The following is a 23633-nucleotide window of genomic DNA, read 5'->3' on the forward strand; positions in this document are numbered from 1 at the left end:
GCGGCCATGGACCTCGAGACCTTCCGCAAGCTCGCGACCGACCGCCGCGTGATCCCCGTCAGCCGCAAGCTCCTCGCGGACGGCGACACCCCCGTCGGCCTGTACCGCAAGCTCGCCGCCGAGCGCACCGGCACGTTCCTCCTGGAGTCCGCGGAGAACGGCCGCTCCTGGTCCCGCTACTCGTTCGTCGGCGTGCGCTCCGCCGGCACCCTCACCACCCGCGACGGCCAGGCCCACTGGCTCGGCACCCCACCCGTCGGCGTCCCCGTGGACGGCGACCCGCTCGCCGCCCTGCGCGCCACCGTCGAGACCCTCCACACCCCGCACCACGAGGGCCTGCCCCCCTTCACCGGCGGCATGGTCGGCTACCTCGGCTACGACATCGTGCGCCGCCTGGAGAAGATCGGCCCGGGGGAGCGCGACGACCTGAAGCTCCCCGAGCTGACCATGCTGCTCACCAGCGACCTCGCCGTGCTCGACCACTGGGACGGCTCGGTCCTGCTCATCGCCAACGCGATCAACCACAACGACCTCGACACCGGCGTCGACGAGGCCTACGCCGACGCCGTCGCCCGGCTCGACGCGATGGAGGCCGACCTCGGCAAGCCCGTCGAGTCCGCCCCCGCCGCGCTCCCGCCCTCCGAACTGCCCGCGTACACGGCCCTGTGGGGCGGCCAGCAGTACCAGGAGGCCGTCGAGGACATCAAGGAGCGCATCCGCTCCGGCGAGGCCTTCCAGGTCGTCCCCTCGCAGCGCTTCGAGACCCCGTGCACCGCGAGCGCCCTCGACGTCTACCGGGTCCTGCGGGCCACCAACCCGTCGCCGTACATGTACCTGTTCCGCTTCGACGGCTTCGACGTCGTCGGCTCGTCCCCCGAGGCCCTCGTCAAGGTCGAGGACGGGCGCGCCATGGTCCACCCCATCGCCGGCACCCGGCCGCGCGGCGCCACCCCGCAGGAGGACCAGGCCCTCGCCGACGAGCTGCTCGCCGACCCCAAGGAGCGCGCCGAGCACCTCATGCTCGTCGACCTCGGGCGCAACGACCTGGGCCGGGTCTGCGAACCGGGCTCCGTCGAGGTCGTCGACTTCATGTCCATCGAGCGGTACTCGCACGTCATGCACATCGTCTCGACCGTCACCGGCCAGGTCGCCGAGGGCCGCACCGCCTTCGACGTCCTCACCGCCTGCTTCCCCGCCGGCACCCTCTCCGGCGCCCCCAAGCCCCGCGCCATGCAGATCATCGACGAGCTGGAGCCCTCCCGGCGCGGCCTGTACGGCGGCTGCGTCGGCTACCTCGACTTCGCGGGCGACTCCGACACCGCCATCGCCATCCGCACCGCCCTGCTGCGCGACGGCACCGCGTACGTACAGGCCGGTGCCGGCGTCGTCGCGGACTCCGATCCGGTCGCCGAGGACACCGAATGCCGTAACAAGGCCGCAGCGGTGCTGCGCGCCGTACACACCGCGAACCGGCTGTGAAGTGACGCACGACTCCCACCCCCGGCGCCCGCACACCTGGACCGAGGGGCGATAGTGGAGTACGTGACTGCCGTACCGCACCCCCGCACCGAAGCCGCCGAGACCGGGCCGAACCGGACCGGCCGGCGCAGCCTCGGCGCCGCGCTGCTCTTCGGCGCGGTGGGCGCCGCCGTCGCGCTGCTCGCCTCCCGCCAGGAATGGTGCTCGGGCGTCGCCGCCGTCGCGGGCGGCCGACTGCCGCTCACCGCGAAGGGCAGCGACGTCACCGGGGTCCCCGCGGCCCTCGCGATCGTCGGGCTCGCCGCCCTCGTCGCCGTGTTCGCCGTGCGCCGCGTCGGCCGCGTCCTGGTCGCCGCGCTGCTCGCGCTCAGCGGCGCGGGCGCCGTCGCCGCCGCCGTGCTCGGCGCGGGCGACAGCTCCGCGCTCGACGAGAAGGCCGCCACGGCCGCGGGCGACGCGTCCACCACGATCGACGCCCTCTCGCACACCGCCTGGCCGTACGTCGCGGCCGGCGGCGGCGCGCTCATCCTGATCGCCGGCATCCTCGCCGTCGTCTACGGCGCGGCCTGGCCCTCGATGGGCGGCCGCTACGAGCGCTCCGGCGCCCCGCGCGCCCGCAAGGCCAAGGCCCTCGACCCGGACCGCCCCGAGGACCTGTGGAAGGCCCTGGACCGCGGCGAGGACCCCACCGGCACCGCCTAGACCCCCTGTACATCGCCGCATGGCGAGTACGGGACAATGGACCCTGAACGTCGTACGCCCTGCGTGCGCATGGGCCGTAAGAACACCCATCAGCAATGAGGAGCAAGCCATGGCGGATGCCAGCCACGGACACACCCCGGCCGCCTGGACCGGTGTCATCATCGCCTTCGTCGGTTTCATCGTCGCCGGCGCCTTCATGGTGATGGGCAGCGTCGCCGGTTTCTGGGCCGGCATGGCCCTGCTGGCCGTCGCCGCCGTCGTCGGTGGAGTGATGCACCTGGCCGGCCTCGGCAAGCCGCGCCGCGCCGAGCTGCAGATGCCCTCGGTCGCCACGCCGCAGGCCGCCGGCTCGGAGGCCTGAGCCCCGGTACGCCTCGCGGGGGCGGTACGGCGCGACACGCGCGCCGTACCGCCCCTTTCGCGTTCCCGGGCGGGCACGTCCCGCACCGCCGGGCCACAATGCACGGGTGACCGTCGACAGCAGCGCACCGGCGAGCGACCGGACGAGCGAACCCCGGGCCGCCGCCCCCTCCGGCGCCTCCGCCCGCGCCGCCCTGCGCCGGACCGCCGTCCCCGTCGGCCTGCTCGCCGGAGTCGTCGCCGCCTTCGGCTACGTCGCCGCCGTCGACCCGAACGAGCCGGGCCACTACCCCGCCTGCCCGTTCCTCCAGCTCACCGGCGCCTACTGCCCGGGATGCGGCGGTCTGCGCAGCGCCCACGCCTTCGCGCACGGAGACCTCGCGACGGCCCTCGGCGCCAACGCCCTCGCGGTCGCCGGCTACGCCCTCTTCGCCGTCCTGTGGGCCGTGTGGGTGATCCGCGCGGCCCGCGGCAGACCGTTCGCACCCCGGCTCGGACGGGCGCACCTGTGGGCGGCCGGCACCGTCGTTCTCGCCTTCACCGTGGCCCGCAACCTGCCGTTCGGAGCCTTCCTGCACCCCTGACCCCGCTGTCCGTCCGATGTCCACCCAATGGGACCGGAGTCAACCGGATGCGGAGCCTTCGCCCTCCTGCGGATACCATTCGCAGTGACCAGCCGGTTGCCCGGGGAACTGCCAGAAGGGAGTCCGCTCGCGTGAGTGTGCTCGACGAGATCATCGACGGAGTCCGTGCCGACCTCGCGGAACGGCAGGCGCGCGTCAGCCTCGACGAGCTCAAGGAACGCGCGGCGAAGGCTCCCGCGGCCAAGGACGGGGTCGCGGCCCTGCGCGGCGACGGCGTCAAGGTCATCTGTGAGGTCAAGCGGTCCAGCCCCTCCAAGGGCGCGCTCGCCGCGATCGCCGACCCGGCCGGACTCGCCGCCGACTACGAGGCGGGCGGCGCCGCCGTCATCTCCGTCCTCACCGAGCAGCGCCGCTTCGGCGGCTCCCTCGCCGACCTGGAGGCCGTCCGCGCCAAGGTCGACATCCCGGTCCTGCGCAAGGACTTCATCGTCACCTCGTACCAGCTGTGGGAGGCCCGCGCGTACGGCGCCGACCTCGCCCTGCTGATCGTGGCCGCCCTGGACCAGCCCGCCCTGGAGTCCCTCATCGAGCGCGCCGAGTCCATCGGCCTCACCCCGCTCGTCGAGGCCCACGACGAGGACGAGGTCGAGCGCGCCGTCGACGCGGGGGCCAAGATCATCGGCATCAACACCCGCAACCTGAAGGACCTCACGGTCGACCGCGGCACCTTCGAGCGCGTCGCCCCGGACATCCCGGACCACATCGTCAAGGTCGCCGAGTCCGGCGTGCGCGGCCCGCACGACCTGATCGCGTACGCCAACGCGGGCGCCGACGCCGTGCTCGTCGGCGAGTCCCTCGTCACCGGCCGCGACCCCAAGGCCGCCGTCGCCGACCTCGTCGCCGCGGGCGCCCACCCGGCGCTGCGCCACGGAAGGGCCTGACCTCCGCCATGTCGATCGCCGCCCGCCTCGCCCCCGGCTGCCGCCCCCGCGGCTGCCGGGCGCCTGCGCGACGCGTGCGTGGCCGCCGGGTCCGCTACCACATCGGCTCGGAGCCGGGCCAGATCAACGGCATGCGATGGCAGGCGGCGCTCTCTCACGGCGCCGCTTGAGCGAGAGCGCCCCGTCAGGGGCGCGGGGAACTGCGCGACCAGCCACAACGGTGCAGCTGTCGCACGGTTTCCTGACCACTCACGGCGCGTAGGCGTACCCATTCATGCCCGCACCTTCATCACCCGTGAGGTACAACCGCATGCCCAGCGATTACTTCATCCCCGACCCCGAGGGTCAGGTCCCGAGCCCCGAAGGCTACTTCGGCACCTACGGCGGCAAGTTCATCCCGGAGGCCCTCGTCGCCGCCGTGGACGAGGTCGCCGTCGAGTACGAGAAGGCCAAGAACGACCCGGAGTTCGCCCGCGAGCTCGACGACCTCCTGGTTCACTACACCGGCCGCCCGAGCAGCCTCACCGAGGTGCCCCGGTTCGCCGAGCACGCCGGCGGAGCCAGGATCTTCCTCAAGCGCGAGGACCTGAACCACACCGGCTCGCACAAGATCAACAACGTGCTCGGCCAGGCCCTGCTCACCAAGCGCATGGGCAAGACCCGCGTCATCGCCGAGACCGGCGCCGGCCAGCACGGCGTCGCCACGGCCACCGCCTGCGCCCTGTTCGGCCTCGACTGCACCATCTACATGGGCGAGATCGACACCCAGCGCCAGGCCCTGAACGTGGCCCGCATGCGCATGCTGGGCGCCGAGGTCGTCGCCGTGAAGTCCGGCAGCCGCACCCTCAAGGACGCCATCAACGAGGCGTTCCGCGACTGGGTCGCCAACGTCGACCGCACGCACTACCTCTTCGGCACGGTCGCGGGCCCGCACCCGTTCCCCGCGATGGTCCGCGACTTCCACCGCGTCATCGGCGTCGAGGCCCGCCGCCAGATCCAGGAGCAGGCGGGCCGGCTGCCCGACGCCGCGATCGCCTGCGTCGGCGGCGGCTCCAACGCCATCGGCCTCTTCCACGCCTTCATCCCGGACAGCGGCGTCCGCCTCATCGGCTGCGAGCCGGCCGGGCACGGCGTCGAGACCGGCGAGCACGCGGCGACCCTGACCGCGGGCGAGCCCGGCATCCTGCACGGCTCGCGCTCCTACGTCCTCCAGGACGAGGAGGGCCAGATCACCGAGCCGTACTCGATCTCGGCCGGTCTGGACTACCCGGGCATCGGCCCGGAGCACGCGTACCTGAAGGACAGCGGCCGCGGCGAGTACCGCGCGGTCACCGACGACGCGGCGATGCAGGCCCTGCGCCTGCTGTCGCGCACCGAGGGCATCATCCCGGCCATCGAGTCGGCGCACGCCCTCGCGGGCGCGATCGAGGTCGGCAAGGAGCTCGGCAAGGACGGCCTGATCGTCGTCAACCTGTCGGGCCGCGGCGACAAGGACATGGACACGGCCGCGCGCTACTTCGGCCTGTACGAAGAGGGCACCGACGCGCAGGTGGCGGCCGACGCCGCCGACGTCGCGGAGATCGAGGGGGACGCCAAGTGAGCGGCAACGTACAGCTGTTGAACGACACCCTGGCGCAGGCCAAGGCCGAGGGCCGCGCCGCCCTCATCGCCTACCTGCCCGCGGGCTTCCCGAGCGTCGACGGCGGCATCGAGGCCGTCAAGGCGGCCTTCGAGGGCGGCGCAGACGTCGTCGAGGTCGGCCTGCCGCACTCCGACCCGGTGCTCGACGGACCGGTCATCCAGACCGCCGACGACATCGCGCTGCGCGGCGGCCTGAAGATCAAGGACGTCATGCGCACCGTCCGCGAGGCGCACGAGGCCACCGGCAAGCCGGTCCTCGTCATGACGTACTGGAACCCGATCTACATCTACGGCGTCGAGCGCTTCACCAGCGAGCTCGCCGAGGCCGGCGGCGCGGGCTGCATCCTGCCCGACCTGCCGGTGCAGGAGTCGGCGCTCTGGAGGGAGCACGCGGACAAGCACGGTCTCGGGACCGTGTTCGTCGTCGCGCCCAGCAGCAAGGACGAGCGGCTCGCCACCATCACGGCAGCCGGTTCGGGCTTCGTGTACGCGGCCTCCCTCATGGGCGTCACCGGCACCCGCGAGTCCGTGGGCAGCCAGGCCCAGGACCTGGTCCGCCGCACCAAGGCGACCACGGAGCTGCCGGTCTGCGTCGGCCTCGGCGTCTCGAACGCGGAGCAGGCCAGGGAGGTCGCCTCCTTCGCCGACGGCGTCATCGTCGGCTCGGCCTTCGTGAAGCGGATGCTGGACGCCGAGGACGAGGCGGCCGGCCTCGCCGGTGTCCGCGCCCTCGCGGCGGAACTGGCCGAAGGGGTCAGGGCCGGTAAGTAGTTCAGTCACCCGTATGGGTGGAAGTGGGGTCGGGGAGGCGCGTTTGCGCCTCCCCGGTTCGTTGGCGCGGGTGTGAGCGAGAAGAACCGTGAGGGAAAGCGCACGGCCCGTGAGCGGCTGGCCGTAGAGCGCGAGAAGCAGAAGGCCGCGGAGAAGCGGCGCAGGACGTTGATCGTGGGCGCCGCCGTCGTCTGCGTGCTCGGCCTCGCCGCCGTGATCGGTGTGGTCGCCGCCAATTCGGGAGACAGTTCCAGCGACTCGTCGGGCCCGGTGACGGCCCCGAAGGGCGCCTCGGGCAAGGACAAGCTGGCGATCCCCGTCGGCCCGGCCTCGGCGAAGTCCACCCTCACGGTGTGGGAGGACTTCCGCTGTCCGGCCTGCAAGTCCTTCGAGGACACGTACCGCTCGACGATCAACGAGCTGACGGAGGCCGGGAAGCTCCGCGCCGACTACCACACGGTCACCCTGATCGACGGGAACCTGAGAGGAAGCGGCTCCCTGCGCGCGGGCAACGCGGCGGCGTGCTCCCAGGACGCGGGCAAGTTCCGCGAGTACCACGACGTCCTGTTCGAGAACCAGCCGGAGGAGAGCGACGACGCCTACGCGTCGAACGCGAAGCTGATCGAGCTGGCCGGCAAGGTCGACGGGCTGACGACGGACACGTTCAAGAAGTGCGTGAACGACGGCACGTACGACTCCTGGATCCAGAAGTCCTACAAGGCGTTCCAGGACGCGGGCCACACCGGCACGCCGACCGTCCTGCTCGACGGCAAGAACCTGATGAACGACAACACGCTGACGCCCGCCAAGCTGAAGCAGATGGTCGAGGACGCGAACAAGTAGGGGACGCGCGGGAGATCAGAGGGAGCGGGGCAAGTCGTAATGGAGCCGTTGCCGGGCTGCCCGACGTGGGCGAGGCCCGGCACGGTAGCGTCGACACTGCCATGGAACTTGCCTACATTCCCAGTCCGTCCCGCGGAGTGGTCTACCTCGGACCCGTCCCGCTGCGCGGCTACGCGTTCTGCATCATCATCGGCGTCTTCGTGGCCGTCTGGCTCGGCAACAGGCGCTGGATCGCCCGCGGCGGCCGGACCGGCACGGTGGCCGACATCGCTGTCTGGGCGGTGCCGTTCGGCCTGGTCGGCGGGCGTCTCTACCATGTGATCACGGACTACGAGCTGTACTTCAGCGCGGGCCGTGACTGGGTGGACGCCTTCAAGATCTGGGAGGGCGGCCTCGGCATCTGGGGCGCCATCGCGCTCGGCGCGGTCGGCGCCTGGATCGGCTGCCGCCGCCGCGGCATCCCGCTCCCGGCCTACGCGGACGCCATCGCCCCCGGCATCGCCCTCGCCCAGGCCATCGGCCGCTGGGGCAACTGGTTCAACCAGGAGCTGTACGGCAAGGCCACCGACCTCCCGTGGGCGCTCCACATCACCTCCGACACCGACGGGCGCGTCCCGGGCTACTACCACCCGACGTTCCTGTACGAGTCCCTGTGGTGCATCGGCGTCGCGCTGCTCGTCATCTGGGCGGACCGCCGGTTCAAGCTCGGCCACGGGCGGGCCTTCGCGCTGTACGTCGCCGCGTACTGCGTGGGCCGGTTCTGGACCGAGTACCTGCGCGTGGACGACGCGCACCACATCCTCGGCCTGCGGCTCAACAACTGGACGGCGCTGTTCGTCTTCCTGCTCGCCGTGATCTACATGGTGATCTCTGCGAAGACGCGGCCGGGCCGCGAGGAGATCGTCGAGCCGGGCGCCGACGGTTCCGGCGACGACGAGGGCGGTGCCCCGGACGCCAAGAAGGAGCCGACCGAGGACGAGGCCCCCGCCGCCGACACCGGCGACGCCGCCGAGAAGCCCGACCTGAAGAAGGCCGAGCCCGAGGACGCGGCGAAGCCCGACTCCGGCGACGACGCCACCGGAGCCGAGGCCGAGGCGGGCGCCGAGGCCGGGGCCAAGAAGGGCTGACCGCCCGGCTCCACCGCTCAGCTCCGTACGTCGACGGGGGCGCGGGACCGTACAGGTCCGGCGCCCCCGTTCGCGTGCCCGCCCCGATCGGTCTCCCCGCACCGGGCCGCGAGGGCCAGCGTCCGGCGCGCTCCCGCCACCACCGCCGCGTCCACGAACCGCCCGTCCGGCAGCGCCAGCGCCCCCGCGTCCCCGGCCGCCGCCGCGACGATGTCCTCCGCGGCCCGCACCTCCGCCGGGCTCGGCCGGAACGCCGCCTCGATCACCGGCAGCTGACGCGGATGGATCGCCATACGGCCCAGGAAGCCGAGCGCCCGGCCCGCCGCGCAGGACCGGGCGAGCCCCGTCAGATCACGGATGTCCGGGTGGACGGACTGCGGCGGGGGCGGCAGCCGCGCCGCACGGGCCGCGACCACCGCCCGGCCGCGCACCCAGGCGAGGCCCGCCGGATCCGCGATGCCGAGATCCGCGCGCAGATCCGCCTCGCCGAGCGCGATGCCGTGGACCGCCGGATGCGAGGCGATCGCGTAGGCCCGCTCGACCCCGAGCGCCGACTCCAGCAGGGCGTACAGCGGCGGCACCGCCACCGCCCAGCCCAGCGCCCGGTCCAGGTCGGACACGTCGTGGACCTTCGGCAGGCGCAGCGCACCGAGGCCGGGCAGCGCGCTCAGGCGGCGCACCTCGTGCTCGGCGCGCGGTCCGTCCAGCGCGTTGACCCGGACGTGCACCGGCACCGGATGCCGGTCCGTGAGCAGCTCCGCCGTCGCGTCCAGGGCGTAGGCCTTGCGGTCGGGGGCGACCGCGTCCTCCAGGTCGACCAGGACCACGTCGGCCCCCGAACCGAGCGCCTTCGCGACCACGTCGGGCCGGTCACCGGGCGCGTACAGCCAGGTCAGGAACAGGGGGTTCCGAAGGGAGCGGGTCACACGGCACCCGCCTCGCGCAGCGCTCCGATCTCGGTGCCCGTCAGGCCGAGAGCGCCCAGGACCTCGTCCGTGTCGGCGCCGTGCGGGCGGCCCGTCCAGCGGATCGCGCCGGGTGTCCCGGAGAGCCGGAACAGCACGTTCTGCATCTTGACCGAGCCGAGCTCCGGGTCGGGCAGCTCGACGATCGAGTCCAGGGCCGCGTACTGCTCGTCGGCCATGACGTCCCGGATGTCGTGCACCGGGGCGATCGCCGCCTCCGCCTTCTCGAACGCGCGCAGCACCTCGTCGCGGGTGCGGGCCGCGATCCAGTCGCCGACCGCCTCGTCGAGCTCGTCCGCGTGGGCGGCGCGGCCGGCGCCCGACGCGAACCACTCCGCGTCGATCAGCTCCGGCCGCCCCACCAGATGCATCACGCGCTCCGCGATCGACTGGGCGGAGGTCGACACCGCGACCCACCTCCCGTCGCCGGTGCGGTACGTGTTGCGGGGCGCGTTGTTCGTGGAGCGGTTGCCGGTGCGCTCCTGGACGTAGCCGAGCTGGTCGTACCAGACGGGGTGCGGGCCGAGCACGGTGAGGATCGGCTCGATGATCGCCATGTCGACGACCTGCCCGCGCCCGGTGAGGTCCCGGCCGCGCAGCGCCGCCATCACCGCGTACGAGGAGGCGAGCGCGGCGATGGAGTCGGCGAGGCCGAACGGTGGCAGCGTCGGCGGCCCGTCGGGCTCCCCGGTGATCGCCGCGAAGCCGCTCATCGCCTCGGCGAGCGTGCCGAAGCCGGGGCGCCGCGCGGACGGGCCGAGCTGGCCGAAGCCGGTGACGCGGGCCAGGACGAGCCGCGGGTTGGCGGCGCTCAGCGCGTCCCAGCCGAGGCCCCAGCGCTCCAGTGTGCCGGGGCGGAAGTTCTCGATCACGACGTCCGCGTCGGCGGCCAGCCTCAGGAGCACGTCCCGGCCGCCCGGCGTGGACAGATCGAGGGTGATGTTCCGCTTGTTCCGGCCGAGGAGCTTCCACCACAGGCCGACGCCGTCCTTCGACGGGCCGTGCCCGCGCGAGGGGTCGGGGCGGCGCGGGTGCTCGACCTTGACGACCTCGGCGCCGAAGTCGCCGAGCATCGTCGCGCACAGGGGGCCCGCGAACAGCGTGGCCAGGTCGAGGACGCGCAGGCCGGTGAGCGGGCCGTCCGTGGGCGGGTGGTGTGTCATGCGCGGGCCTCCAGGGTGAGCCGGGCCAGTTCGTCGAATCCGATGCCGTCGAAGCCGGCGACCGTGCTGGCGAGACGGTTCTTCAGCGGGGCGGTCCACTGCTCGCCGAGCGCGCCCGGATGTCCGGCGAGCAGGCCGGTGAGCGAGCCGGCCGTCGCCCCGTTCGAGTCGGTGTCCCAGCCGCCGGACACGACGCGGCAGATCGAGCCCGCGAAGTCGCCGTCGGCGTGGGTGAGGGCGGCGGCGAGCAGCGCCGCGTTGGGCAGGACGTGCACCCAGTGGTGATCGCCGTACGCCGTGTGCAGCCGGTCCACGACCGTGTCGAACCCGGCGGCGGTGCCGGTGCGTTCGGCCTCGGCGGCGGCGATGCCGAAGCGGACCGCGCGGGCGTAGCGGGAGTCGGGCGGGACGTGCGCGAGGCCGGTGCGCAGGGCCTCGTGCACGGTGGGGCGGCCGGGGCCCGCCGCGTGCGCGAGCGCCGCCGCGACGAACTGGGCGCCGTAGACCCCGTTCGCCGTGTGGGTCAGGACGGCGTCCCTGCGGGCCAGTTCGGCCGCGCGTGCGGGGTCGCCCGGGGTGGTCCAGCCGTAGACGTCGGCGCGGATCTGCGCGCCGATCCACTCGCGGAACGGATTGCGGTGGGTGGCCGTGAGCGGGGGTTCGAGCCCGGACAGGAGATTGCGGTACGCGATCCGTTCGGCGGTGAAGGCGCGGCCGGCCGGCAGCTCGTCCAGCCACAGCCGGGCCACGTCCTCCGTGGTGAAGTCCCGGCCGTGCCGCTGGAGCAGCAGCAGGCCGAGCAGGGGGTAGTCGAGGTCGTCGTCCTCGGGCATCCCGTCGATGTTCTCGGCGAGGCAGGTGGCGGCCGAGCGGCGGTTCCAGGGGTGGGCACGGGCGATCTCCGGGTCGAGGCCGCGTGCGGTGAACCAGGTGCGCAGCGGGCGGTTGCCGGTGGAGGCGGCGATCGCGCGGATGCCCTCCAGGGGCAGCTTCTCCACCGGCTTGCCGAGCAGACAGCCGGCCGCGCGGCCGAGCCAGGCGGCGTGCAGCCGGTCCAGCTCGCGCTCGCGGCGGGGCGCGGAGCCCGTCGCCCGGGCGGCCGGACCGTGGAAGACCGCCGGTTCGGTGCCGCCCAGCGGGGCCGGCATCCGGGCCAACTCGTCCAGCAACTCCTCGGCCAGGGCCCGCAGTTCGGGACGGGCCCGGGTCGGCGACGCGCCCGCGCGCAGCGGCGCCGGGTGGCCGCCGGCCGCGGCCCAGCGCCGGGCCACCGCGCCCGCGTCCCGGCCGTCCTGCGCGGCCTGGCGCAGCTCGTGCCCGATCAGGTCCTCGGGCTGCACCCAGGTCAGGCGCAGCATCACAGGCCCGCGATCGACGCGAAGGCCGCCTCGTGGGCCCGGCGCCGCGACAGGTCGCGGGCGTGCACCTCGCGGGCGACCAGAGCCAGGGACGCCGCGGGGCGGTGCAGGTCCAGGCGGCTGGCCCGGGCGACCTCCGCGCTCCACTCCTTCGGCACCGCGCTCTCGCCGCGCAGCGCGCCGACGATCGCGCCGGCCATCGTGGCGATCGAGTCGCAGTCCCGGCCGTAGTTGACCGCGCCGAGCACGGTGTGCCGGTAGTCGCCCGCGCCGACGAGCAGCATGCCGAGCGCGACCGGCAGCTCCTCGATCGCGTGCAACCGGGAGGGGCGGCGGGCGCCGAGGGAGGGCCTGCGGTACTCGGGGCCGACCGTGTCGAAGGGGGCGACCGCCGCACGCAGCGGGGCGAGCGCCGCCTCGAAGTCGACGTGGTTCACGGCCACCTCGCAGACCGCCTCGATCGCGGCGCGGGTGCCGTCCTTGGCCAGCGCGAGCGCGTCCTCGACCACCCGGTCCGGGGTCGCGCCGGGCTTGAACGCGGAGGCGACGGCCGCCGCGAACACCCCGGCCGCCTCACGCCCGTACGAGCTCTGGTGCGCGCCCGCCACGTCCAGCGCCTCCTCGTACGCCTTCCTGGGATCGCCCGCGTTCACCGCGCCGACCGGGGCCATGTACATCGCGGCGCCGCAGTTCACGATGTTCCCGACGCCGGCCTCGCGGGGGTCCACATGGCCGTAGTGGATCCGCGTCACGATCCACTTCTCGGCGAGGAAGATCCGCTGGAGCGGGAGGGCCTCCGCCTCCAGTTCCGGGATCCAGCGCGGGGTCGTCATCAGGTCGGGCACGAGGTGGTCGGCGACCGCGTACGCGTCGAGGTGGTCGCGGACCTTCTCGTACACGCGGACCAGCGCGTGCGTCATCAACGTGTCGTCGGTGACGTGCCCGTCGCCCTTGTGGTACGGGGCGATGGGGCGGGCCGTGCGCCAGTCGTCCTTGTGGAAGGGCTCCACGATGCCGCGGACCCGGCCGCCGTGCCGTTCCACGATGGCCTCCGGTGGCCAGCCCTCGACCGGTCCGCCGAGCGCGTCGCCCACGGCGGCGCCGACGAGTGTGCCGGTGACGCGGTCCTCGAGGGTCGGGCGGGGGGTGTTCATGGTGAAGTCCCTTCCATGGCGGGTGAGATGAACGACGTACGGGAGAGCCGTCCGGCGAGCTGGACGAGGTCGGTGCCCGCGAACCGGGGGAGCGCGCAGCCGGCGAGGGTGCGGCAGGCGGCGCGCCAGGTGTCGGGCAGGGCGTCCGCGCCGCCGATCGCGCCGGTGAGGGCGCCGGCCAGGGCGGGGGCGGAGTCGGCGACGCGGGAGAGGCAGGCGGCGGTGGGCACGGCCTCCGAGACGGCGCCCGCGGCGGCCGTCGCGACGGCCAGGGCGACGGGGACGGTCTCCGCCGCCGCGATGCCGTAGCTGTAGACGTGGTCGACGATCTCGTGCTCCAGGACCGGTACGAGGGCGAACGCGTTGCCGGGCAGACCGGGGCGGGCAGCCGCGGCGGCGCGGCCCAGGCCGACCGCGCGGTGGGCGTTGCGGTGGATCTCCGTGCCCTCGGGGAGCTGGTCGAGCGCGGCATCCGCGCAGGCGTCGACCGGGGCGCCGCCGAGCGCCGCGGCGACGGCCGCCGCCATGGCGCGGGCGCCGTGCACGCCGTCGCCGTCCTGCGTGTAGCGGGCGTCGAACTCGGCGAGGTCCGCGGCGCGTTCGGGTTCGCCGGGGTGGACCACGGCGAGGACGGCGGCCCGGACGCAGGCCGCGTCGTCGAAGTAGTGCGGGTTGTCGTGGCCGGTCGCCGGGGGCCGCAGTCCGGCGGCGAGATTGCCGAGCCCGGCCCGCACCGAGATGCGGGCCCGCAGCGGGATCCGGGCCGACTCGATCTCGTCGGCCCGGGCCGCGGCGGCGGCGATCTCGTCGGCGAGGGCGTGCCAGGCGCGGGCCAGCGCGGTCCGTACGTCGTCGTTGCCCGCGCCGAGGATCGCGTCGGCGGTGAACGCGGCCCACTCGGCGTCGTCCGACGGGCCGAGCCGGAGCGGCTCCGGGGGCTGGTTGAGCGCGATCGGCACCGGGAGCGTCGTGGTGGCGTTCAGCTCGGCGAACGTGTCCAGCTCCCGGGTCAGCCGCCGCGTCCAGTCGGGCAGCCGCGCCGCGCGGTGCCGCCCCGCGGGCCACCCGGCCGCGTCCCCGGCGGCAACCCCGAGCAACAGCCCCTCTACGCGGCTCCGACGCGGAACGAGATCCTCAACGGGATTCACGGGGCGCCTCCGGGCGTACGCGGCCCGGCTCCGCCGGGGGGCGTGATCTCCTCGGCGCGGGGTCGGATGGGCCCTGCGGGGTGGTTTGGCCGTTGGGCGCGAGCGGGGCAGTTTCCGTCAGCGGCTCCGCTGCGGGGCGCGATCGGTACGACCCTGGGGCGCACGGAGTGCGCCTTCAGGGGCGCGGGGAACTGCGCGACCAGCCACGATGGCGCGGTACCCGGCGACGAGGCTCGGCCCCTACGGCGGCGGCGCTTCAGCTGGGGCCGACCGGATCGCGCGCCCGGCGCCGGGGTGCCGCCTTGCCCACCCGTGCCGCCCCAGGCGGCAGACTGCCCAAGGCGGGGTTGACCGGAACACGTACCCGGGGCGGCGGTGCCGACAGAGCCCGGGCGCCGGGCCGAACGCCCCCGGAGGGGGCGGGTGGGTGGGAGCAGGGCTGCACGAAGGCACCCCTCAAGAGGCGCGGGGCTGTACCCGTTGGCGGCTTCGCCGCGGGGCGCGATCGGTACGACCCTGGGGCGCACGGAGTGCGCCTTCAGGGGCGCGGGGAACTGCGCGACCAGCCACGACGGCGCGACATTCGGCGACGAGGCTCGGCCACTGTGGCGGCGGCGCTGTAGCCGAGCCCCGATGAAACGCGCGCCCGGCGCCGGGGTGCCGCCTTGCCCACCCGTGCCGCCCCAGGGGTGGGGGAGGCCGGCCGGAGACGGTGGGGTCATGATGCTGCCCCCGCAGCCCCCGGCGCGGGCGGGGTCAGGCGGTCGGCCACGTCCAGGATGTGGCGGCCCGCCATCGGGGGGAGGCATGTGCCTCGTACGGGGCCGATCGCGTGGGCCCAGGGCGAGGGGATGGCGCACTCCCCGTTCAGGGCCCCGGCGAGGGCCCCGGCCACCGCAGCGGTCGTATCGGCGTCCCGCCCCATGTTCACGGCCGTGAGCACGGCCCCGCGGAAATCCCCCCGCGCCACCGCGAACGCCCCGAACGCCAGCCCCACCGCCTCCGGCGCGAGGTCCGTCCAGGGATAGCCGCCGATGACGACGGCCTTGCGGACGGCCCGTTCCATGGACAGCTGGGTCGCCTCCGGGTCGCGCCGCGCGAGCCGGGCCGCGTGGACCGCACGGTGCAGCGAGCGTGCCGTCCACGAGTCGTCCGGGACCACGGACAGCGCCGCCTGCACGACCGCGTCGGGGTTGTGGCTGACCATCGCGGCGGCGACCCCCGCCGCGACGGCCCGCCCGCCGAGGATGCCCTCGCCGTCGTGCGACACGGTCCCGTCGATCGCGACGAGCCGGGCCGCCTCGGCGGGCCGCCCCGCCGCGTGCACCCCGAAGGGCGCCGCCCGCATCGCGAGCCCGTCGCTCCACGCGTGCCGGTGCTGCGCCGAGATCGGCGCCGCGAGCCCGCGCCGCAGGTTCTCCAGCGTGCCGCGCTCGCTGAACCCGGCGCCCCGGAACGGCCCTTCGTCCCGGTCCGCGATCCAGGTGTGCCAGGCCGCCTCGACGTCCGCCAGGGTGAGCGCCGCGCCCTTCTCGGCCAGCAGCAGCCCGGAGAAGATCGCATACTCCGTGTCGTCCGTACCCGCCGGATCGTCCGCGACGAAACCCTCGATCCGCCCCCAGCGCTCCCGGATCTGAGACGGCTTCAGGTTTTCGGCGGGCGCCCCGAGCGCGTCCCCGACGGCGAGCCCGAGCAGCGCGCCCCGCGCCCGGTCGCGCAGCGAGATCGCGGCGGGCGGGCGGCGCCGCGGGACCGTGCGCAGTCTGCGGGGCGGCGCTGCCGTGCCGTCCGCCGGGGGATCCGGGTCGACGCTGACGCTCATGAGGGGCCCGCGCTTTCTTCCGGTGCGGTCCCTCCCCGGAGTCATGAGGCGCCCGGAGAAAAGCCGCATTCCAGATATTTCGACCATGCTTCCCCGGTGTGGCGCCCGAGTGATCCCGTGATCCATCTCACGGGTGAGTCCGGGAAGATCCGGGCCCCTCCGAATCGCCCGACCTCAACCCCGCCGGAGAGGCCCCGCGCGGCGCAAAACTGCAGGTAAGTACGGCCTTCCTTGCTAGCGGAGATCGCGCCGGAGGCGTACTTTCATGGGCGTAGACAAAAGATCGAAGAGATCCGGGTCTGGATCAAGTCCAGAAATAGATTCTGCGATGGATCCAGAAGCAGACGTCCGGGTCGGCACAGGGGAGCGGGGAGCGCAGGCATGGCGATCATCGAGACCGAGGCGACACTCCACGACGCGCACCGGGACAACCACACCCACCGCGATGTCAACGGGGGCTGGCTGCGCCCGGCGGTCTTCGGCGCCATGGACGGCCTCGTGTCCAACTTCGCGCTGATGGCCGGTGTCGCGGGCGGCGCCGTCTCGCAGCAGACGGTGATCATCACGGGCCTCTCGGGCCTGGCCGCCGGTGCCTTCTCCATGGCCGCCGGCGAGTACACCTCGGTCGCCTCCCAGCGCGAGCTGGTCGAGGCCGAACTGGACGTGGAGCGCCGGGAGTTGCGCAAGCACCCCGCCGACGAGGAGCGCGAGCTCGCCGACCTGTACGTGTCCCGCGGTGTCGAGCCGGAGCTCGCCCGCGAGGTCGCCCGGCAGCTGTCGCAGGACCCCGAGCAGGCCCTGGAGATCCACGCCCGCGAAGAGCTCGGCATCGACCCGTCCGACCTGCCCTCGCCGATGGTCGCCGCGGTGTCCTCGTTCGGCTCGTTCGCGCTCGGCGCCCTGATCCCCGTCCTGCCCTACCTGCTCGGCGCGAGCGCCCTGTGGCCGGCCGTGATCCTCGCGCTGCTCGGCCTGTTCGCCTGCGGCGCGGTCGTGGCCAAGGTGACGGCCCGCTCCTGGTGGTTCAGCGGACTGCGCCAGCTGGCCCTGGGCGGGGCCGCGGCGGGTGTGACGTATCTCCTGGGAAGCGTCTTCGGCACTTTTGCCGGTTGACGGGGCGCGGGTTCCCGCTCGAAGATGTGCCCCTGAAGATGGCTATACAGGTCCTTGCATAAGTAGTCGTTACCGTTCGGTTTCGGCAGTGCGACAGCGGGGCATGAGCCGTAAGCGCTGCGGGCAACGAAGCTCGCGGCGCACTCCCCGGCACATACGGCCCCGGTCAACGATCTGTCCCTGAGGCCTCTCTCCACCGCCACCGCGGTGTCCGCATGATGGAACGCAGTATCCACTTCGCGAGAAGCACCCCATCATGTAACCTGCACGAAATTTTGCAGCAGCATCACCTCGCAGAGGGCCAACGTCGTCCCTCGGCACGCAAATGCCACGACGACGACGGGAGAGCCGATGCGTACGCCGCGCCAGCCGTCCCAGCACTCCACCAGCGGCCAGAACTGGTCGCACATGGATGCTCGCCCTGCCGCCCAGGGCATGTACGACCCGCGCAACGAGCACGACGCCTGTGGCGTCGGCTTCGTGGCCACCCTCACCGGAGAGGCGAGCCACACGCTGGTCGAGCAGGCGCTCACCGTTCTGCGCAATCTGGAACACCGCGGTGCCACCGGCTCCGAGCCCGACTCGGGCGACGGCGCCGGCATCCTGTCCCAGGTTCCGGACGCCTTCCTGCGTGAGGTCACCGAGTTCGACCTCCCCGAGGCCGGTGCGTACGCCGTCGGTATCGCCTTCCTGCCCGAGCACGGCACCGCCGAGTCCGTCTCGCGCATCGAGACGATCGCGGCCGAAGAGGGCCTGACCGTCCTCGGCTGGCGCGAGGTCCCGGTCGCCCCCGAGCTGCTCGGCGCCAGCGCCCGCTCGACGATGCCGGCCTTCCGCCAGATCTTCGTCGCCGACGGCACGTCCACGGGCATCGCCCTGGACCGCAAGGCGTTCGTGCTGCGCAAGCGCGCCGAGCGCGAGGAGGGTGTCTACTTCCCCTCCCTGTCCGCGCGCACGATCGTCTACAAGGGCATGCTGACCACCGGCCAGCTGGAGCCCTTCTTCCCCGACCTGTCCGACCGCCGCTTCGCCTCGGCCGTCGCGCTCGTCCACTCGCGCTTCTCCACGAACACGTTCCCGTCGTGGCCGCTCGCGCACCCCTACCGCTTCGTCGCCCACAACGGTGAGATCAACACCGTCAAGGGCAACCGCAACTGGATGCGCGCCCGCGAGTCCCAGCTCGCCTCCGATGCGTTCGGCTCTGCCGACAATGGACGCAGTGGCTCGGAGAAGCTGGAGCGGATCTTCCCGATCTGTACGCCGGACGCCTCCGACTCCGCCTCGTTCGACGAGGTCCTGGAGCTCCTGCACCTCGGCGGCCGTTCGCTGCCGCACAGCGTCCTGATGATGATCCCGGAGGCGTGGGAGAACCACGACTCCATGGACGCCGAGCGACGCGCCTTCTACCAGTACCACTCCACGATGATGGAGCCTTGGGACGGCCCGGCCTGCGTCACCTTCACCGACGGCGTCCAGGTCGGCGCCGTTCTCGACCGCAACGGTCTGCGCCCCGGCCGCTACTGGGTCACCGACGACGGCCTCGTGGTCCTCGGCTCCGAGGTCGGCGTCCTCGACATCGACCCCGCCAAGGTCGTCCGCAAGGGCCGCCTCCAGCCCGGCAAGATGTTCCTCGTCGACACCGCCGAGCACCGCATCGTCGAGGACGACGAGATCAAGGCGGGCCTCGCCGCCGGGCAGCCCTACGCCGAGTGGCTCGAGGCCGGCGAGATCGAGCTCTCCGACCTGCCCGAGCGCGAGCACATCGTGCACACGCACGCCTCCGTCACGCGCCGCCAGCAGACCTTCGGCTACACCGAGGAAGAGCTCCGCGTCATCCTCGCGCCCATGGCCAAGGCCGGCGCCGAGCCGATCGGCTCGATGGGCACGGACACCCCGATCGCGGCCCTCTCGCAGCGCCCGCGCCTGCTCTTCGACTACTTCACCCAGCTGTTCGCGCAGGTCACCAACCCGCCGCTGGACGCCATCCGCGAGGAGCTCGTCACCTCGCTGCGCTCCTCGCTGGGCCCGCAGGGCAACCTCCTCGACCCGACCGCCGCGTCGTGCCGCAGCGTCACCCTGCCCTTCCCGGTGATCGACAACGACGAGCTCGCCAAGCTCATCCACATCAACGCCGACGGCGACATGCCCGGCATGAAGGCCGCGACCCTGTCCGGCCTGTACCGGGTCTCCGGTGGCGGCGACGCCCTCGCCGCCCGCATCGACGAGATCTGCACCGAGGTCGACGCCGCCATCGAGGCCGGCGCCCACCTCCTCGTGCTCTCCGACCGGCACTCCGACGCCGAGCACGCGCCGATCCCGTCGCTGCTGCTCACCGCGGCCGTCCACCACCACCTCATCCGCACCAAGCAGCGCACCCAGGTGGGCCTGCTCGTCGAGGCCGGTGACGTCCGCGAGGTCCACCACGTCGCCCTGCTGATCGGCTTCGGCGCCGCGGCCGTCAACCCGTACCTGGCCATGGAGTCCGTCGAGGACCTGGTCCGCGCCGGCACCTTCCTGGCCGGTGACGAGGACGGCGGCGCCGAGACCGCGATCCGCAACCTGATCTACGCCCTCGGCAAGGGCGTCCTCAAGGTCATGTCCAAGATGGGCATCTCGACCGTCGCCTCCTACCGCGGCGCCCAGGTCTTCGAGGCCGTCGGCCTCGACGAGGCCTTCGTCGAGAAGTACTTCAACGGCACCGCCACCAAGATCGGCGGCGCGGACCTCAACGTCATCGCCGACGAGGTCGCCGCCCGCCACGCCAAGGCCTACCCGGCCTCCGGCATCGCCCCGGCGCACCGCGCGCTGGACATCGGCGGCGAGTACCAGTGGCGCCGCGAGGGCGAGCCGCACCTGTTCGACCCGGAGACGGTCTTCCGCCTCCAGCACGCGACCCGCTCGCGCCGCTACGACATCTTCAAGCAGTACACGGACCGCGTGAACGAGCAGTCCGAGCGCCTCATGACGCTGCGCGGCCTGTTCAACTTCAAGAGCGGCCGCGAAGCGATCTCCATCGACGAGGTCGAGCCGGTCTCCGAGATCGTCAAGCGCTTCTCCACCGGCGCCATGTCGTACGGCTCCATCTCGCGCGAGGCCCACGAGACCCTCGCCATCGCCATGAACCAGCTGGGCGCCAAGTCCAACACCGGTGAGGGCGGCGAGGACCCGGAGCGCCTGTACGACCCGGCGCGCCGCTCCTCCATCAAGCAGGTCGCCTCCGGCCGCTTCGGCGTCACCAGCGAGTACCTCGTCAACGCCGACGACATCCAGATCAAGATGGCCCAGGGCGCCAAGCCCGGCGAGGGCGGCCAGCTGCCCGGCCACAAGGTCTACCCGTGGGTCGCCAAGACGCGTCACTCGACGCCGGGCGTGGGCCTCATCTCCCCGCCGCCGCACCACGACATCTACTCCATCGAGGACCTGGCTCAGCTGATCCACGACCTCAAGAACGCCAACCCGGTCGCCCGCATCCACGTGAAGCTGGTCTCCGAGGTCGGCGTCGGCACCGTCGCCGCGGGTGTCTCCAAGGCGCACGCGGACGTGGTCCTCATCTCCGGCCACGACGGCGGCACGGGCGCGTCCCCGCTGACCTCGCTCAAGCACGCGGGCGGTCCCTGGGAGCTCGGCCTCGCCGAGGCCCAGCAGACGCTGCTGCTCAACGGCCTGCGCGACCGCATCGTCGTCCAGACCGACGGCCAGCTCAAGACCGGCCGCGACGTCCTCATCGCCGCGCTGCTCGGCGCCGAGGAGTTCGGTTTCGCGACCGCGCCGCTCGTCGTCTCCGGCTGCGTCATGATGCGCGTCTGCCACCTGGACACCTGCCCGGTCGGCATCGCCACCCAGAACCCGACCCTGCGCGACCGGTTCTCCGGCAAGGCCGAGTACATCGTCAACTTCTTCGAGTTCATCGCCCACGAGGTCCGCGAGCTCCTTGCCGAGCTCGGCTTCCGCTCCATCGAGGAGGCCGTCGGCCACGCCGAACTCCTCGACACCGAGCGGGCCGTGAACCACTGGAAGGCGCAGGGCCTCGACCTGGAGCCGCTGTTCCACGTGCCGGACCTGCCCGCCGGCGCCGTCCGCCACCAGATCGTCACCCAGGACCACGGCCTGGAGAAGGCGCTCGACAACGAGCTCATCAAGCTCGCCGCCGACGCCCTCGCGGCCGACGACCAGGCCGACGCCCGCCCGGTGCGCGCCCAGGTCGCCATCCGCAACATCAACCGCACGGTCGGCACCATGCTCGGCCACGAGGTGACGAAGAAGTTCGGTGGCGCGGGCCTGCCCGACGACACCATCGACATCACCTTCACCGGCTCGGCCGGCCAGTCCTTCGGCGCCTTCGTCCCGCGCGGTGTCACGCTCCGCCTGGAGGGCGACGCCAACGACTACGTCGGCAAGGGCCTGTCCGGCGGCCGCATCATCGTCCGCCCGGACCGCGGCGCCGACCACCTCGCCGAGTACTCGACGATCGCCGGCAACACCATCGCGTACGGCGCGACGGGCGGCGAGCTGTACCTGCGCGGCCGTACCGGCGAGCGCTTCTGCGTCCGCAACTCCGGTGCCACGGTCGTCTCGGAAGGCGTGGGCGACCACGGCTGCGAGTACATGACCGGCGGTCACGCGGTCGTCCTCGGCGAGACGGGCCGCAACTTCGCGGCCGGCATGTCCGGCGGTGTCGCCTACGTCATCGACCTGGACACCGACCGGGTCAACGTCGGCAACCGCGGCGCCGTGGAGGCGCTCGACGCCACCGACAAGCAGTGGCTGCACGACGTCGTGCGCCGCCACGCCGAGGAGACCGGCTCCACCGTCGCCGAGAAGCTGCTCGTCGACTGGGACGCGTCGGCCGCCCGCTTCAGCAAGATCATCCCCAGCACGTACAAGGCAGTGCTCGCCGCCAAGGACGCCGCCGAGCGAGCCGGTCTCTCCGAGACCGAGATCACCGAGAAGATGATGGAGGCGGCGACCAATGGCTGATCCCAAGGGCTTTCTCAACCATGGCCGCGAGGTCGCGCAGACCCGCCCGGTCGGCGAGCGCGTCCGGGACTGGAACGAGGTCTACGTTCCCGGCTCCCTGCTGCCCGTCATCAGCAAGCAGGCGTCCCGCTGCATGGACTGCGGCATCCCGTTCTGTCACAACGGCTGCCCGCTCGGGAACCTGATCCCCGAGTGGAACGACTTCGCCTACCGCGAGGACTGGTCGGCGGCGCAGGAGCGCCTGCACGCCACCAACAACTTCCCGGAGTTCACCGGCCGCCTCTGCCCGGCGCCCTGTGAGTCGGCGTGCGTGCTCGGTATCAACCAGCCGGCCGTGACCATCAAGAACGTCGAGGTCTCGATCATCGACCAGGCGTGGGACCGGGGCGACGTCGCCCCGCAGATCCCCGAGCGCCTGTCGGGCAAGACCGTCGCCGTCATCGGCTCGGGCCCGGCGGGTCTCGCCGCCGCCCAGCAGCTGACCCGGGCCGGTCACACGGTCGCCGTGTACGAGCGCGCCGACCGCATCGGCGGTCTGCTCCGCTACGGCATCCCCGAGTTCAAGATGGAGAAGCGCCACATCAACCGCCGCATCGAGCAGATGCGCGCGGAGGGCACCAAGTTCCGTACGGGCGTGGAGATCGGCCGCGACATCGACGCCGCCAAGCTCCGCAAGCGCTACGACGCCGTGGTCGTCGCCGCCGGCGCCACCATCTCCCGCGACCTGCCCGTCCCGGGCCGCGAGCTGAACGGCATCCACTTCGCCATGGAGTACCTGCCGCTCGCGAACAAGGTGCAGGAGGGCGACTACGTCCAGCCGCCCCTCACCGCCGAGGGCAAGCACGTCGTCGTCATCGGCGGCGGTGACACCGGCGCCGACTGCGTGGGCACCGCCCACCGCCAGGGCGCGGCCTCGGTCACGCAGCTGGAGATCATGCCGCGCCCGAACGACGACCGGAACCCGGTCTCGCAGCCGTGGCCGACCTTCCCGATGCTCTACAAGGTCACCTCGGCCCACGAGGAGGGCGGCGAGCGGGTCTACTCCGTCTCCACCACCCACTTCGAGGGCGACGAGGACGGCAACGTCCAGTGGCTGCACCTCACCGAGGTCGAGTTCGTCGACGGCAAGCTGACCCCGAAGCCGGGCACGGAGCGCAAGATCCCCGCCCAGCTGGTCACCCTCGCCATGGGCTTCACCGGCACCGACCAGGAGAACGGCCTCGTCTCCCAGTTCGGCCTGGACCTCGACGCGCGCGGCAACATCGAGCGCGACGCCGACTTCCAGACGAACGTCCCCGGCGTCTTCGTCGCCGGTGACGCCGGCCGCGGCCAGTCCCTCATCGTCTGGGCCATCGCGGAGGGCCGCTCGGCCGCCCGCGGCGTCGACCGCTTCCTCACCGGAGCGTCCGACCTCCCGGCCCCGATCCGCCCGACGGACCGCGCCCTGACGGTCTGACCCCCCCCGGGGCCTGACGGCCCCTCAAA

At 73.0% G+C, this 23633-nt stretch carries 19 protein-coding genes; 13 read left to right on the top strand and 6 right to left on the bottom strand.

What is annotated here, in order from left to right; translation table 11 throughout:
• Nucleotides 1–6: 6 nt before the first annotated feature.
• The 10 genes from ACZ4E1_RS02105 (at nucleotide 7) to lgt (ending at nucleotide 8448) form a co-directional block, all read left to right on the top strand.
• Nucleotides 7–1479, top strand: coding sequence for an anthranilate synthase component I (locus tag ACZ4E1_RS02105; protein ID WP_467534923.1), 1473 nt, complete (start codon nucleotides 7–9; stop codon nucleotides 1477–1479).
• Nucleotides 1480–1533: 54 nt separating this feature from the next.
• The gene (locus ACZ4E1_RS02110) at nucleotides 1534–2181 is read left to right on the top strand and encodes a TIGR02234 family membrane protein (protein ID WP_467534925.1); all 648 of its coding nucleotides are present in this window, start codon (nucleotides 1534–1536) and stop codon (nucleotides 2179–2181) included.
• 109 nt (nucleotides 2182–2290) lie between these two features.
• Complete coding sequence (locus tag ACZ4E1_RS02115; protein ID WP_467534927.1) at nucleotides 2291–2542, top strand: HGxxPAAW family protein; 252 nt, start codon at nucleotides 2291–2293, stop codon at nucleotides 2540–2542.
• A gap of 106 nt (nucleotides 2543–2648) precedes the next feature.
• On the top strand, nucleotides 2649–3125 hold the full coding sequence (locus ACZ4E1_RS02120; protein ID WP_467534929.1) for a DUF2752 domain-containing protein: 477 nt from the start codon (nucleotides 2649–2651) through the stop codon (nucleotides 3123–3125).
• A 131-nt stretch (nucleotides 3126–3256) separates the two neighbouring features.
• Nucleotides 3257–4066, top strand: a complete 810-nt coding sequence (gene trpC / locus ACZ4E1_RS02125; RefSeq protein WP_399126754.1) for an indole-3-glycerol phosphate synthase TrpC — start codon at nucleotides 3257–3259, stop codon at nucleotides 4064–4066.
• Nucleotides 4067–4074: 8 nt separating this feature from the next.
• Nucleotides 4075–4236: a tryptophan biosynthesis modulator TrpM gene (gene trpM / locus ACZ4E1_RS02130; protein WP_467534931.1), complete on the top strand. Its 162-nt coding sequence runs from the start codon at nucleotides 4075–4077 to the stop codon at nucleotides 4234–4236.
• A 140-nt stretch (nucleotides 4237–4376) separates the two neighbouring features.
• Nucleotides 4377–5666 (top strand): tryptophan synthase subunit beta, encoded by a 1290-nt coding sequence (gene trpB / locus ACZ4E1_RS02135; RefSeq protein ID WP_467534932.1) that lies wholly within the window; start codon nucleotides 4377–4379, stop codon nucleotides 5664–5666.
• Entirely contained in the window at nucleotides 5663–6478 is an 816-nt protein-coding gene (trpA, locus tag ACZ4E1_RS02140) for a tryptophan synthase subunit alpha (protein ID WP_467534935.1), read from the top strand. Before trpB ends, trpA begins: the two co-directional genes overlap by 4 nt.
• A 72-nt stretch (nucleotides 6479–6550) precedes the next feature.
• Nucleotides 6551–7321 carry a DsbA family protein gene (locus tag ACZ4E1_RS02145; protein ID WP_467534937.1) on the top strand — a complete coding sequence of 257 codons (771 nt, stop codon included), beginning with the start codon at nucleotides 6551–6553 and terminating at the stop codon, nucleotides 7319–7321.
• 101 nt (nucleotides 7322–7422) lie between these two features.
• The gene (lgt, locus tag ACZ4E1_RS02150) at nucleotides 7423–8448 is read left to right on the top strand and encodes a prolipoprotein diacylglyceryl transferase (protein ID WP_467534939.1); all 1026 of its coding nucleotides are present in this window, start codon (nucleotides 7423–7425) and stop codon (nucleotides 8446–8448) included.
• 17 nt (nucleotides 8449–8465) lie between these two features.
• Here the strand turns inward: lgt and ACZ4E1_RS02155 are convergent, their stop codons facing one another.
• The 6 genes from ACZ4E1_RS02155 to ACZ4E1_RS02180 all read right to left on the bottom strand — a co-directional run bounded on the left by ACZ4E1_RS02155 (nucleotide 8466) and on the right by ACZ4E1_RS02180 (nucleotide 16058).
• A complete protein-coding gene (locus ACZ4E1_RS02155) occupies nucleotides 8466–9374 on the bottom strand; it encodes an HpcH/HpaI aldolase/citrate lyase family protein (RefSeq protein WP_467534940.1) in 909 nt (302 codons plus the stop codon).
• Nucleotides 9371–10576 (bottom strand): CaiB/BaiF CoA transferase family protein, encoded by a 1206-nt coding sequence (locus ACZ4E1_RS02160; protein ID WP_467534941.1) that lies wholly within the window; start codon nucleotides 10574–10576, stop codon nucleotides 9371–9373. Before ACZ4E1_RS02160 ends, ACZ4E1_RS02155 begins: the two co-directional genes overlap by 4 nt.
• Complete coding sequence (locus ACZ4E1_RS02165; RefSeq protein WP_467534942.1) at nucleotides 10573–11934, bottom strand: ADP-ribosylglycohydrolase family protein; 1362 nt, start codon at nucleotides 11932–11934, stop codon at nucleotides 10573–10575. The genes ACZ4E1_RS02160 and ACZ4E1_RS02165 overlap by 4 nt, the downstream gene beginning before the upstream one ends.
• The gene (locus tag ACZ4E1_RS02170; protein ID WP_467534943.1) at nucleotides 11934–13088 is read right to left on the bottom strand and encodes an ADP-ribosylglycohydrolase family protein; all 1155 of its coding nucleotides are present in this window, start codon (nucleotides 13086–13088) and stop codon (nucleotides 11934–11936) included. The genes ACZ4E1_RS02165 and ACZ4E1_RS02170 overlap by 1 nt, the downstream gene beginning before the upstream one ends.
• Complete coding sequence (locus ACZ4E1_RS02175) at nucleotides 13085–14236, bottom strand: ADP-ribosylglycohydrolase family protein (protein WP_467534944.1); 1152 nt, start codon at nucleotides 14234–14236, stop codon at nucleotides 13085–13087. Before ACZ4E1_RS02175 ends, ACZ4E1_RS02170 begins: the two co-directional genes overlap by 4 nt.
• A 718-nt stretch (nucleotides 14237–14954) precedes the next feature.
• Nucleotides 14955–16058, bottom strand: coding sequence for an ADP-ribosylglycohydrolase family protein (locus tag ACZ4E1_RS02180; RefSeq protein WP_467534945.1), 1104 nt, complete (start codon nucleotides 16056–16058; stop codon nucleotides 14955–14957).
• A 381-nt stretch (nucleotides 16059–16439) separates the two neighbouring features.
• Between ACZ4E1_RS02180 and ACZ4E1_RS02185 the strand changes: the two genes are divergently transcribed.
• From ACZ4E1_RS02185 to ACZ4E1_RS02195, 3 genes are all read left to right on the top strand, one after another.
• Complete coding sequence (locus ACZ4E1_RS02185) at nucleotides 16440–17171, top strand: VIT1/CCC1 transporter family protein (RefSeq protein ID WP_399126741.1); 732 nt, start codon at nucleotides 16440–16442, stop codon at nucleotides 17169–17171.
• 351 nt (nucleotides 17172–17522) lie between these two features.
• Nucleotides 17523–22148, top strand: coding sequence for a glutamate synthase large subunit (gltB, locus tag ACZ4E1_RS02190; protein ID WP_467534946.1), 4626 nt, complete (start codon nucleotides 17523–17525; stop codon nucleotides 22146–22148).
• Nucleotides 22141–23604, top strand: a complete 1464-nt coding sequence (locus ACZ4E1_RS02195; RefSeq protein WP_467534948.1) for a glutamate synthase subunit beta — start codon at nucleotides 22141–22143, stop codon at nucleotides 23602–23604. Before gltB ends, ACZ4E1_RS02195 begins: the two co-directional genes overlap by 8 nt.
• Nucleotides 23605–23633 lie beyond the last annotated feature (29 nt).

It is taken from the genome of Streptomyces sp. NPDC025806 (genome assembly GCF_055558275.1).